This is a genomic window from Nocardioides sp. Z22_16 (assembly GCF_058134365.1).
On the sequence record NZ_JBYTTI010000005.1, the window covers coordinates 244,002 to 256,349 of the forward strand.

11 protein-coding genes are annotated in these 12,348 nt (G+C 72.8%); 6 read left to right on the forward strand and 5 right to left on the reverse strand.

Going from position 1 to position 12,348, the window contains the following annotated elements:
• Positions 1–25: 25 nt before the first annotated feature.
• From AC3X7R_RS16290 to aroF, 3 genes are all read left to right on the forward strand, one after another.
• Positions 26–916: a deoxyribonuclease IV gene (locus AC3X7R_RS16290; RefSeq protein ID WP_489966727.1), complete on the forward strand. Its 891-nt coding sequence runs from the start codon at positions 26–28 to the stop codon at positions 914–916.
• Positions 909–1,802, forward strand: a complete 894-nt coding sequence (locus AC3X7R_RS16295) for a DMT family transporter (protein WP_489966728.1) — start codon at positions 909–911, stop codon at positions 1,800–1,802. The genes AC3X7R_RS16290 and AC3X7R_RS16295 overlap by 8 nt, the downstream gene beginning before the upstream one ends.
• 225 nt (positions 1,803–2,027) lie before the next feature.
• Positions 2,028–3,077 carry a 3-deoxy-7-phosphoheptulonate synthase gene (gene aroF / locus AC3X7R_RS16300; RefSeq protein WP_489966729.1) on the forward strand — a complete coding sequence of 350 codons (1,050 nt, stop codon included), beginning with the start codon at positions 2,028–2,030 and terminating at the stop codon, positions 3,075–3,077.
• 15 nt (positions 3,078–3,092) lie between these two features.
• Here the strand turns inward: aroF and AC3X7R_RS16305 are convergent, their stop codons facing one another.
• Genes AC3X7R_RS16305 through AC3X7R_RS16315 form a run of 3 tightly spaced genes read right to left on the reverse strand, consistent with a single transcriptional unit; the run spans position 3,093 to position 7,013 of the window.
• The gene (locus AC3X7R_RS16305) at positions 3,093–4,106 is read right to left on the reverse strand and encodes a threonine aldolase family protein (protein ID WP_489966730.1); all 1,014 of its coding nucleotides are present in this window, start codon (positions 4,104–4,106) and stop codon (positions 3,093–3,095) included.
• 35 nt (positions 4,107–4,141) lie between these two features.
• Entirely contained in the window at positions 4,142–5,479 is a 1,338-nt protein-coding gene (locus AC3X7R_RS16310; RefSeq protein ID WP_489966731.1) for a class II 3-deoxy-7-phosphoheptulonate synthase, read from the reverse strand.
• Between the two features lie 58 nt (positions 5,480–5,537).
• A complete protein-coding gene (locus AC3X7R_RS16315) occupies positions 5,538–7,013 on the reverse strand; it encodes an APC family permease (RefSeq protein ID WP_489966732.1) in 1,476 nt (491 codons plus the stop codon).
• Between the two features lie 110 nt (positions 7,014–7,123).
• Here AC3X7R_RS16315 and AC3X7R_RS16320 point away from each other — a divergent pair, with 110 nt between their 5' ends.
• Genes AC3X7R_RS16320 through glpK form a run of 3 tightly spaced genes read left to right on the forward strand, consistent with a single transcriptional unit; the run spans position 7,124 to position 10,673 of the window.
• The gene (locus tag AC3X7R_RS16320; protein WP_489966733.1) at positions 7,124–8,347 is read left to right on the forward strand and encodes a pyrophosphate--fructose-6-phosphate 1-phosphotransferase; all 1,224 of its coding nucleotides are present in this window, start codon (positions 7,124–7,126) and stop codon (positions 8,345–8,347) included.
• Positions 8,344–9,210 carry a DUF1028 domain-containing protein gene (locus tag AC3X7R_RS16325; protein ID WP_489966734.1) on the forward strand — a complete coding sequence of 289 codons (867 nt, stop codon included), beginning with the start codon at positions 8,344–8,346 and terminating at the stop codon, positions 9,208–9,210. The genes AC3X7R_RS16320 and AC3X7R_RS16325 overlap by 4 nt, the downstream gene beginning before the upstream one ends.
• A complete protein-coding gene (glpK, locus tag AC3X7R_RS16330) occupies positions 9,207–10,673 on the forward strand; it encodes a glycerol kinase GlpK (protein WP_489966735.1) in 1,467 nt (488 codons plus the stop codon). The genes AC3X7R_RS16325 and glpK overlap by 4 nt, the downstream gene beginning before the upstream one ends.
• A gap of 43 nt (positions 10,674–10,716) precedes the next feature.
• On the opposite strand, the gene AC3X7R_RS16335 is transcribed toward glpK, so the two are convergent.
• Both AC3X7R_RS16335 and AC3X7R_RS16340 read right to left on the reverse strand, forming a co-directional pair.
• Positions 10,717–11,649, reverse strand: coding sequence for a hypothetical protein (locus tag AC3X7R_RS16335; RefSeq protein ID WP_489966736.1), 933 nt, complete (start codon positions 11,647–11,649; stop codon positions 10,717–10,719).
• 49 nt (positions 11,650–11,698) lie between these two features.
• Positions 11,699–12,331, reverse strand: a complete 633-nt coding sequence (locus AC3X7R_RS16340; RefSeq protein WP_489967092.1) for a response regulator — start codon at positions 12,329–12,331, stop codon at positions 11,699–11,701.
• Positions 12,332–12,348 lie beyond the last annotated feature (17 nt).

Consider the following 12,348-nt stretch of genomic DNA (forward strand, 5'->3'; position numbering starts at 1 on the left):
CACCCCCGGCACTAAACTGGACGGCATGACACCCGAGGTCCGCAACCCCATCGGGACCCACGTGCAGGTCGGGAAAGGCCTCGCCAGCGGTGCCCTCGCCAGCACCCGCGAGCTGGGCTACGAGACGCTCCAGGTCTTCGTCGGCAATCCCAGGGGGTGGGCGCTGTCGTCGGGCGACCCGGCCGAGGACGCCCGCTTCCGCAACGGCTGCGAGTCGACGGGCACGCGCAGCTTCATCCACGCCCCCTACCTCGTCAACCTGGGCTCCCCCACCCCCGCCACCTACGAGCGGTCCGTCGCCGTGGTGGCCCACAACCTGCGCCGGGCCGCCCAGATCGGGGCCGAGGGGGTCGTGGTGCACACCGGGTCCTTCGTCGACCCCTCGGGCAGCGCCGAGCGCCACGCCGCCGCCCTGCGCCAGGTGCGCGAGGGCCTGCTGCCGATCCTGGACACCCTCGACCACGAGGACGCGCCGTGGCTCCTCCTGGAGCCCACGGCCGGCCAGGGACGCTCGCTGTGCGCCGGCGTGGAGGACCTGCAGCCCTACCTCGAGGCGCTCGACCACCACCCGCGCGCCGGCATCTGCCTGGACACCTGTCACGTCTTCGCCGCCGGCGCTCCACTCGACGAGCCGGGTGGCGCGACGGCCACGGTGGACCGGATCGTGGAGATCGCCGGACCGGGCCGCCTGCGGCTCATCCACGCCAACGACTCGATGGACGTGCGAGGAGCCTTCAAGGACCGGCACGAGCGGATCGGCGAGGGGCACATCGGGCTGGGCGCCTTCACCGAGCTCTTCGAGCATCCGGCGACCGCCGGCGTCCCCTTCGTCCTGGAGACCCCCGGCTCCCGCACCCCGGGCAACCCGGACCAGGCCGTGCTCCGCAAGCTGCGGGAGGCGGCTCAGGTTGGGTGAGCGGCGCACGGCCCTCGTCGCCGCCCTCGCCCTGCTGGCCATGACGGCCTCCTGGGGCTCCACCTTCTTCCTGATCAAGGACCTCCTGGACCGGGTGCCGACCCTGGACTTCCTGGCGGTCCGCTTCGCCATCGCCGGGCTGGCGATGCTGGTCGTCGCACCCCGGGCCCTGGGCCGGCTCTCGGCCGAGTCCCGTCGCCACGCACTCGTCCTCGGGCTCCTCTACGGGACCGCCCAGATCCTGCAGACCGCGGGGCTGGCCCACACGGCTGCCAGCGTCAGCGGCTTCATCACCGGCATGTACGTGGTGTGCACCCCGCTGCTGGCCGCCGTCCTCCTGCGCACCCGCATCACCCGGCTCACCTGGGGCGCGGTGCTGCTCGCCACGGCGGGGCTCGCCGTCCTCACCCTCCAGGGGGTCAGCATCGGGTACGGCGAGGCCATCACCCTGGTGGCCGCCGTCCTCTACGCCCTGCACATCGTGGGACTGGGGGCCTGGTCGAGGCCGGAGGAGGCGATGGGGATGTCCATCGTGCAGATCCTGGTGATCACCCTCGTCTGCTTCGTCGCCACCGTGCCGGACGGCATCGTCCTCCCGCAGAGCGGGCCCGACTGGCTCTCGCTGGTCTACATGGCGCTGGTGGCCGGAGCGGCGGCGCTCTTCATCCAGACCTGGGCCCAGGGGCACCTGCCGCCCACCCGCGCCGCCATCATCATGAGCATGGAGCCCGTCTTCGCGGCGGCCTTCGCAGTGCTCCTCGGGGGTGAGCACGTCACCGCGAGGCTCGTGGTGGGCGGGCTGATGGTGCTCTCCGCGATGCTGCTGGTCGAGCTGGTGCCCCGCCGCCGGGCGGTGGAGGCGGAGGTGCAGCACCTCGTCGTGTGAGCCGTCCGCTTGGTCGTCCACATGGTGATGAGGCGCCGTCCGCGACGCCCGCCGTCGGCTAGCGTCGTCCCTGTGAAGGCGACCTATTTTTTCGGACACCTGCCGGGAGCACCCGCGCAGGGCGTCTCGTCGTAGTCCGCCCTCGCACCACACCACCGCCCCCGGCTCCGGCCAGGGGCGTTTTTCGTCTGGTGGCCTGAGCCGGCCACACGAAGGAGCACCCCCATGGTCGTCGTCATGTCCCCTGGAGCCACCGACGAGCAGATCGGCCACGTGGTCACGCGTGTCGAGAGCGTCGGGGGCAAGGCGTTCGTCTCGAAGGGGATCGAGCGGGCCATCATCGGCCTGGTGGGTGACATCGAGTCGTTCCACCACCTCAACCTGCGCGCGCTTCCCGGGGTCGCCGACGTCCATCGCATCTCCGACCCCTACAAGCTGGTGAGCCTGCAGCACCACCCGCAGCGCTCGACGGTGTGGGTGGGTCCGGAGGGCAACCAGGTGCCCATCGGGCCGGACACGTTCACCTTCATCGCCGGCCCGTGCGCCGTCGAGACCGCGGAGCAGACTCTGTCGGCCGCCCGGATGGCGCAGTCGGCCGGTGCCACGCTGCTGCGCGGCGGTGCCTACAAGCCCCGCACCTCGCCGTACGCCTTCCAGGGCCTCGGCGAGGAGGGTCTGCAGATCCTCTCCTCCGTGCGCAACGCCACGGGGCTGCCCATCGTCACCGAGGTGGTCGATGCCCGCGACGTCGAGATGGTCGCCGCGTACGCCGACATGCTCCAGATCGGCACCCGCAACATGGCCAACTTCGGTCTCCTCCAGGCCGTCGGCGAGTCGGGCAAGCCGGTGATGCTCAAGCGCGGGATGACCGCCACCATCGAGGAGTGGCTGATGGCCGCCGAGTACATCGCCCAGCGCGGCAACCTCGACATCGTCCTGTGCGAGCGTGGGATCCGGACCTTCGAGCCCTCGACCCGCAACACCCTGGACATCTCCGCCGTACCGGTCGTGCAGGCGACCAGCCACCTCCCCGTCATCGTGGACCCCTCCCACGCCGGAGGCCGCAAGGACCTGGTGGTCCCGCTGACGAAGGCGGCGATCGGGGTGGGCGCGGACGGAGTGATCGTGGACGTCCACCCCAACCCGGAGGACGCCCTCTGCGACGGCCCCCAGGCGCTGCTCGGCAACGACCTGCGCGAGCTGGCGCAGGCGGTGCGCCGGCTGCCCGCTGCGGTGGGCCGCGCCGCGGCCGTCCCCCGGCGGGCCTCGGCCTGAGGTGGGGTCAGGCGGTCAGGCGGTCCGGCTCAGTCGTCCCAGGACGTCGGCCGCCCGCTCGACGCCCGCATCGTCGACCCCCAGGTGGGTGACCAGCCTGACCGTCCGTGCCCCCACCTGGCTGACCCGCACCCCCGCGGCGGCGGCGGCGGCAACGAAGTCCGGCGCGTCGTCACGCTCCACCAGCACGATGTTGGTCTCGACCGCTTCGGGGTCCACCCCGCACGCGTCGGCGAGTCGCCGGGCCCGTGCGTGGTCGTCGGCCAGCCGCTCGAGGTGGTGCTCCAGCGCGTGCAGTCCCGCCGCCGCCAGGATGCCCACCTGACGCATCCCGCCGCCCAGCCGCTTGCGCCGCACCCGCGACTGCGCGACGACGTCGGCCGAGCCCACGACCAGGGAGCCCACCGGGGCACCCAGCCCCTTGGAGAGGCAGACCGCGAGCACGTCCGCGCGGGCGCCGTACTCGGCCAGCGGGACGCCCGAGGCGACGTGCGCGTTCCAGAGACGGGCGCCGTCCAGGTGGATCCCCACCCCGTGGGCGCTGGCGAAGGCGCGCAGCGCGTCGAGGTCGGCGAGCGGGAGCACCGTGCCGCCGGCGAAGTTGTGGGTGTTCTCGACCGAGATCGCCCGGGTCTGCACGAAGTAGGGCCCCAGGTCGGGAGCGAACATCCGCTCGACGGCGTCCAGGTCCACCCCGCCGCGGGGGTGGCTCCAGGTGCGCATCGTCACCCCCGAGACCGCCCCGTGGGCGCCCAGCTCGGCGCGCGCGATGTGGGCCGAGGCCTCGCACAGCACCTCCTCCCCCGGTCCGACCAGGGCAGCCACCGCCAGCACGTTGGCCATCGAGCCCGTGGGGGTGAAGAGCGCGGCCTCGTGGCCCAGCAGCGCCGCGACCCTCTCCTCCAGCCTGCGGACGGTCGGGTCCTCGCCGAAGACGTCGTCGCCCACCTCGGCGTCGGCCATGGCCCGACGCATCTCGGGGGTGGGCGTGGTCAGGGTGTCGGAGCGCAGGTCGACGAGGTCGGTCACGTCCCCGATCCTAGGAGGCTGGCCGCGGCCGCTCGTCAGGCCTTGCGCAGCATCTCAGCGACGAGGAAGGCCAGCTCCAGCGACTGGACGCGGTTGAGGCGGGGGTCGCAGACCGACTCGTAGCGGTCGGAGAGGCCGGCCTCGTCCAGCAGCTCGCCACCGCCGACGCACTCGGTGACGTCGTCGCCGGTCAGCTCGACGTGGACGCCGCCGGGCCAGGTGCCCAGCGTGCGGTGCACGTCGAAGAACCCCTGGACCTCCTCGATCACGTCGTCGAAGCGACGGGTCTTGTAGCCCGACGACGCCTCGAAGGTGTTGCCGTGCATGGGGTCGCAGACCCAGGCGACCTGCACGCCGGCCGCGGTGACCTTCTCCACCAGCTCGGGCAGGCCCTCGCGGATCCTGCCCGCGCCGAACCGGGTGATGAAGGTCAGCCGGCCCGGGTCGTTGCCGGGGTTCAGCCTGGCCGCGAGGGCCAGCGCGTCGTCGGCGGTCGTCGTGGGGCCGAGCTTGACACCGACCGGGTTCCGCACGTGGCTGAGGAGCTCGACGTGGGCGCCGTCGAGCTGACGGGTGCGCTCGCCGATCCACAGGAAGTGCGCCGAGACGTCGTACGGCGCCTGGGTGCGGCTGTCGATCCGCGTCATGGCGTGCTCGTACTCCATGAGCAGCGCCTCGTGGCTGGAGTGGAAGTCGACGCGGTGGAACTCGTCCGGGTCGGCGCCGATCGCCCGCATGAAGGTGAGGGCACGGTCGATCTCGGCCGCCACCGTCTCGTAGCGCTGGCCGGCGAGCGAGTCCCGGACGAAGTCGGTGTTCCAGGCGTGGACCTGGCGCAGGTCGGCGTAGCCGCCGGTGACGAAGGCCCGGACCAGGTTGAGGGTGGCGGCCGAGGAGTTGTACACCTCCACCAGCCGGTGCGGATCGGGCATCCGCGACTCGGGGGTGAAGTCGAAGCCGTTGACCGCGTCACCCCGGTAGGCGGGCAGCGTCACCCCACCGCGGGTCTCGGTGTCCGAAGAGCGCGGCTTGGCGTACTGGCCGGCGAGGCGCCCCACCTTGACCACCGGCACGGAGGCGGCGTAGGTCAGCACGACGGCCATCTGGAGCAGCACCCGGAGCTTGTTGCGCACGTTGTCGGCGGTCACGCCGTCGAAGGTCTCCGCGCAGTCGCCCCCCTGGAGCAGGAAGGCCTCGCCGCGGGTGACGGCGGCGAGCTTCTCGGTGAGGTCGTCGCACTCCCCGGCGAAGACCAGGGGCGGGGACTTGCGCAGCCGCGCGACGGCGCGCTCCACCTCCCGGGGGTCGTCGTAGGTGGGCTGCTGGGCAGCGCCGAGGGCGTGAAGCTGCTCGAGGGAGGGGACGGTACTCACCCCGTCAGCCTACGTCCGCCTCTCCGCGCTCCCGATTCACCGTCGTCGCGATGGACGCTCAGCGGTCGTCCTCGAGGTGCTCGATGTCACGGAAGCCGGTCTTCTTGGCCCGCCCGCCGCGGTTGATCAGCCAGGTGATGGCCCAGAGGACGACGCCGATCCCCAGCATCCCGCCCGCGATCTCGTAGACGAGGGCGTCCCGCTCCCCCCACGGGACGACGATGAGCGCGAACGACAGCACCGCCGCCAGCGCCGGCGTCGGCCCCGGCGAGCGGAAGAACCCGCTGTCGGGATCGCGGCGCAGCACCAGGCACGCGACGTTGACGACCATGAAGACGGCCAGCAGCAGGATCGCGGTGGTGGTGGAGAGGTTGGTCACCACCGGCGAGTCGGACTGGCTCGCGACGTACCAGATGAGCCCGAGTGCCAGGACGGTGGAGAAGAGGATGCCGACCCACGGCGACCGGGTGCCGGGCGAGACCTTGCCCAGCGCCCGGGGCAGCACGTCCTGGCGCGCCAGGCCGTAGAGGAGCCGGCTCGCCATCAGCATGTTGATGAGCGCGGTGTTGGCCACCGCGAAGACGGCCAGGAACGGGAAGACGCGGTCGATCGGGAAGTCCGGCGCCCCCTTGCTGACGACCTCGAGCAGGGCACGGCCTTCGGACTCGTTGATCGTGTCGAGCTCGGTGGGGGTCAGCACCGCCACGACCGCCACCGCGACCAGCATGTAGATCACCACGGCCACCCCGAGGCCGGTCAGCATCGTGCGCGGGAAGATCTTCTCCGGCTCCCGGCACTCCTCGACCATGTTGACCGAGTCCTCGAAGCCGACCATCGCGAAGAAGGCGATCGAGGTGGCCAGGGTGACCGCCATGAACAGGCCCTTGTCACCGGCGTCGCGGAACGTGAAGACCTGGCCCAGGTCTCCCTCCCCCTGCGAGAGGGCCCAGAAGCCGACGCCGATGACGATCGCCAGCGCGGTCATCTCGACCACGGTCAGGACCACGTTGAACTTCACCGACTCGCCCACCCCGCGCAGGTTGATCAGGGCGAGCAGCAGCATGAAGGCCATCGCGATCGCCATGATCACGCCGCTCCCCGGGGCCTCGTCGAGCCAGCCGTTGACCACCAGCCCGCCGGTGAGGTTCTGGGCCAGCACGTTGGCCGACGTGGAGGCACTGGTGATGCCGGAGCAGACCACCGCGAAGGCGACCAGGAAGGTGACGAAGTGGATGCCGAACGCCTTGTGGGCGTAGAGGGCGGCACCGGCCGCCTGGGGGTACTTGGTGACGAGCTCGAGGTAGCTGAGCGCGGTCATCGTGGCGACCACGAACGCCAGCAGGAACGGCAGCCAGACCAGGCCGCCGACCAGGCCGGCCATCTCGCCGGTCACGGCGTACACCCCGGCGCCCAGGATGTCGCCGATGATGAAGAGGAGCAGCAGGCGGGGCCCCATCACCCGGCGCAGCTCCGGCTCGCCGGTGGGTGCCGGGTCGGCGGTGGAGACGGCGTCGTGGCCCTGCGAGTCCGGCATCTGCGTTCCCCTCACCCGTGCGCGGAGCTGATGGCCCCACTGTGGTCCCCATCGGACCGACTGGCAAGGAACGTTGCCCGTCCTCGATCGATCAAACCTAGGATGAGCGCATGGCACCTCATCGCGTCGCAGTCCTGACCGCCGGCGGCTACGCCCCCTGTCTCTCCTCCGCGGTCGGTGCGCTGATAGAGACCTGGAGCAGGGTCTCCCCCGAGACCGAGATCCTGGGCTACCGGCACGGCTACCAGGGCCTGCTCACCGGCGACAGCGTCCTGGTCGACGAGGTGGCCCGGCGCGACGCCGCGGTGCTGCACCGCTTCGGCGGCAGCCCACTCGGCAACAGCCGCGTCAAGCTGACCAATGACGAGGACTGCCGCCGGCGCGGGCTGATCGGCCCCGACGAGACGGCCCTGGAGGCCGCCGCCCGCCGCCTGGTGGCCGACGGCGTCTCGGTGCTCCACACGATCGGCGGCGACGACACCAACACCGCCGCGGCCGACCTCGCCGCCTTCCTGCGCGCCCAGGACATCGACCTCACGGTGGTCGGGATGCCGAAGACGATCGACAACGACATCGTGCCGGTCCGCATGAGCCTGGGCGCCCAGACCGCCGCCGAGCAGGCCTCGCTCTTCGCCCGCAACGTGCTCGCCGAGCACGGGTCGAGTCCCCGGATGCTCATCGTGCACGAGGTGATGGGGCGCAACTGCGGCTGGCTGACGGCCGCGGCCGCCCGGGACTACCTCACCTGGCACGCCGAGCAGCAGTGGCTGCCCAGCCTCGGGCTGACCCCCGAGCGGTGGGGGATCCACGCGGTCTACCTCCCCGAGCTCCACATCGACCTGGAGTCCGAGGCCCAGCGGCTCCGCGCGGTGATGGACGAGATCGGGTGCGTCAACATCTTCCTGGCCGAGGGAGCGGGCGTCGCCGACATCGTGGCGGAGCTGGAGGCCTCCGGGAAGCCCGTCGACCGGGACGCCTTCGGTCACGTCAAGCTGGACACCATCAACCCCGGCAGCTACTTCGCCCAGGCGTTCGCGGAGCGGATCGGGGCCGAGAAGACGATGGTGCAGAAGTCGGGCTACTTCTCGCGGTCCGCCCCCGCCAACGAGACCGACCTGGCGCTGATCCGCCAGATGGCCGAGCTGGCGGTGGAGTGCGCGCTGCGGGGCGAGGCGGGGGTCATCGGGCACGACGAGGAGCGCGGCGACGAGCTGCGGGCGATCGAGCTCGACCGGATCGCCGGGCACAAGGCCTTCGACGTCGCGCAGCCCTGGTTCGCCGACATCCTCCGGGCGACGGGCCAGCTCACCGAGCCGCAGGACCCGGAGGCATGACCTTCTCGCTGGTGGCCCGCAGCGACGACGGTCTCTCCTGGGGCGTCGCGGTCGCCTCGCGGTTCCTCGCGGTCGGCTCGGCCGTGCCGGCGGCTGTCGCGGGCGTGGGAGCGATCGCGACCCAGGCCGACGCCAACGTCGCCTGGAAGGGCGAGGCGCTCTCCCTGCTGGACGAGGGTGCCACCGCCGAGGTCGCGCTGGCACGCCTGCTCGAGGAGGACGACGGGCGTCACGACCGTCAGGTCGGAATGGTGGACCTGGACGGCGGTGCCGCTGCGTTCACCGGCGACCGCTGCTTCGACTGGGCCGGGCACCGCACCGGCGCCGGCTACGCGGCGCAGGGCAACATCCTGGCCGGGCCCCAGGTGCTCGACGCCATGGTCACGGCGTGGGAGACCGGCTCCGGGCTGCCCTTCGCCCGCCGCCTGCTGACCTCCCTGGCGGCCGGGGACGCCGCGGGCGGTGATCGGCGTGGCCGTCAGTCTGCCGCGCTCTTCGTGGTGCGCGAGGGCGCCGGGTACGGCGGACGCGACGACGTCGCGGTCGACCTGCGGGTCGACGACCACCCGGAGCCGACCACCGAGCTGCTGCGGCTCCTCGACCTGAGCGACTTCTACCTCACCGCCTCCACCGAGGAGGAGCGCGTCGAGGTGACGCCGGTTCTCGCCTCCGAGCTGGAGCGGCGGACCCGCGCGCTCGGCCACGAGCACGTCGCGGAGTGGGTGGGCTCCCAGAACTTCGAGAGGCGGGTGGCTCCGGGGCTCTCACCCCGGTGGATCGACCGCCGGGTCCTGGCGATCCTGCGCGACACCACCCCCGACCCGCAGGCCACGGCCGGGGACGACGAAGGAGCCCGCCCATGAGCATCCTGGCGATCGACGCCGGCACCACCGGCGTCACCGCGGTGGTGATCAGCCCGCAGGGGACGATCACCGCCTGTGGCTACGAGGAGTTCCCGCAGCACTTCCCCCGCCCGGGATGGGTGGAGCACGGGCCGGAGGAGATCTGGCAGGCGACCATGGAGGCGACCCGGGCCGTCCTGGCCCAGGTGGACGCCGGCGAGCTGACGGCGCTCGGGATCACCAACCAGCGCGAGACCGTGCTGCTGTGGGACCGCGAGACCCTCGGCTCCCCCCGCCGGGCGATCGTCTGGCAGGACCGGCGGACCGCCGACCTGTGCACCCGGATGCGCGAGGACGGGCACGAGGAGCGGGTCAGCGAGCTGACCGGCCTGCGGCTCGACCCGTACTTCTCCGGCACCAAGCTCGCCTGGCTGCGGGAGAACGAGCCGCACACCTGGGCGCTGGTGGAGTCCGGCCGGTACGCCATCGGCACCGTCGACTCCTACCTGATCACCCGGATGACGCGCGGCACCTGGCACGTCACCGACGTCTCCAACGCCTCGCGCACCCTGCTCTTCGACCTGGGCACCGGCGACTGGTCCGACGAGCTCTGCGACCTCTTCGGCGTGCCGCGGGACGCGCTCCCCGAGATCGTGCCCAGCTGGGGCGAGGTGGGGGTCACCGACCCCGCCGTCTTCTGCGGGCTCTCCCTCCCGGTCGCGGGCATCGCCGGCGACCAGCAGGCGGCACTCTTCGGGCAGACCTGCTTCGAGGAGGGTGACACCAAGTGCACCTACGGCACGGGCTCGTTCGTCCTCACCAACGTCGGCACCACCCTCCCCCGGTCCAGCCCAGGCCTGCTCTCCACGGCGGCCTGGCGCAGCCCGGAGGGCACCATGACCTACGCCCTGGAGGGCTCCATCTTCGTCACCGGCGCGGCCGTGCAGTGGCTGCGGGACGGGCTCCAGGTGATCGGGTCGGCCGCCGAGACCGAGGGGATCGCCCGCACCGTCCCGGACTCGGGTGGCGTGGTCTTCGTCCCGGCCCTGACCGGTCTCGGCGCACCGCACTGGGACCCGCACGCCCGAGGGCTCCTCATCGGCCTGACCCGGGGCACCACCCGGGCCCACGTGGTGCGCGCCACGCTGGAGGCGATCGCCTTCGAGGTCCGCGACGTGCTCGAGACGATGCCCGCCCTGGCGTCCCTGCGGGTGGACGGGGGCGCTGCGGCCAACGACTTCCTGTGCCAGATCCAGGCCGACCAGGTCCGGGTGCCGGTGGAGAGGCCCAGGTTCGTGGAGACCACCGCACTCGGCGCCGCCTTCCTCGCGGGACTCGGCACCGGGGTCTGGGCCTCCACCGACGACCTGCGCGACACCTGGCAGCTGGACCGCCGCTTCGAGCCGGCCGGCGACGCCGAGCTGGTCGACGCGGCGTACGCCACGTGGGGTCGCGCGGTCGAGCGGGCCAAGGAGTGGGCCTGAGCAGGCTGCCGCGCGGGGCCGGCTGACGCCCCGGCGCAGGGGTTCAGCGGTGGGGCCTCCCGGCCGCCTCGAGCGCCGCGCGGGCCCGCTCGACGCCCGCCTCCGCCTCGGCCAGCTCCTCGCGTGCCGAGGCGGCCGACTCCTCCGCCTCGGCGAGCTCGTCGTCCACCTCCTCGGCCGCCGCCTCGAGATCCGTGATCCGGCGCCGCAGCTCGTCGATCTCGGCGACCAGCTGGAGGCTGCGGGCCTCCAGGTCGGAGACCTCCTGCCCGGCCGTCTCGGAGCGGTCCCGGGCACGGTCCCTGCGGGCCTCGGCCTCGCGCAGCCGCTCCTGGGCAGCACGACGGCGCTTCAGCTCGGCATCAGGGTCGGGCACCACGCGCAGCTCGGGACGCGCGCCGTCCTCAGGCGCTCCGACCCCGGAGCCGTCCTCGGCCGGGCGCGCGGTGACCAGGTGCCCCAGGGCCTCGGGGACGGCCACCGCGGCGCCCACGTCGGCGTCGCCGACGCCGGTGGCCCGCAGGGCGGAGACGAGCAGGCCTGAGCGCAGCGCCGCGGCCGCCCCCTGGTCGAGCAGGGCCGCGGTCAGGCTCGCCTCGAGCTGGTCGCCCACCGCCTCGGTCACCCGCTGCCCCTCCTCCCGCGCCCGGGCGCGGGCCGTGGCGGCGAGCGCGGCGGTGACCTGCCGCCGCTGGCGGGTGAGCGTGCGCAGCTGCTCCCCGTCGAGGGTCTCCTGCGCCTCGCGCAGCGCCTCCCCGACCGCCAGCACCTGGTCGACCTGGTCGGGCTCGCGCCTGACCAGCAGGTTGAGGACCCAGGCGGCCAGCGAGGGCTTGCGGAGACCCTTGACCCGCTCGGCGAGCGCCCGGTCCTGACCCCTCAGCTCCTTGGCGTGCCGGTCCCGGGCGCCGGTGAACTCGCCCAGCGGCAGCGCGTAGAGCTCGTCCGCCACGGCGAGCAGGGGGTCCGTCGGCACGCCGACGAGCATAGGCCGCTCACGGGGGTCCGCGCCCGGACCGCCCGGTTCAGTCGGCGTCCAGCCCCTGCTCGATGGCGTACCGGGTCAGCTCCACGCGGTTGTGCATCTGGAGCTTGCGCAGGGTGTTCTGCACGTGGTTCTGCACCGTGCGGTGGGAGATGAAGAGCCGCTCGGCGATCTGCTTGTAGCTCATGCCCTTGGCGACCATCCGCAGCACCTCGGTCTCGCGCTCGGTGAGCTCGGGAACGTCCGGTGCCGGGTCCGACGGGCCGGCGATCCGCCGGAACTCGCCGAGCACCAGCCCGGCCAGCCCCGGGGTGAAGACGGTGTCGCCGGCGGCCACCCGCCGTACCGCCTCCAGCAGCTCGGCCCGCGAGGCCGACTTGACCAGGTAGCCGGTGGCGCCCGCCTTCACCGCCTCCAGCACGTCGGCCTGCTCGCCGGAGGCGGAGAGGATCAGCACCCGCGCGCCGGGGTCGGTCGCCAGCACCGTCCTGGTCACCTCCACCCCGTTGGGCTCGGGGATCTGCAGGTCGAGGACGACCACCTGCGGGCGCGCCGCGGTGAACCGGGCCACCGCCTGGGCGCCGTCCGCCGCGACCGCCACGACGTCGAAGCCGGCCGCCTGCAGGTCACGCTCGACCGCGTCCCGCCACATGGGGTGGTCGTCGACGACCATCACCCGGATCGGTTGCT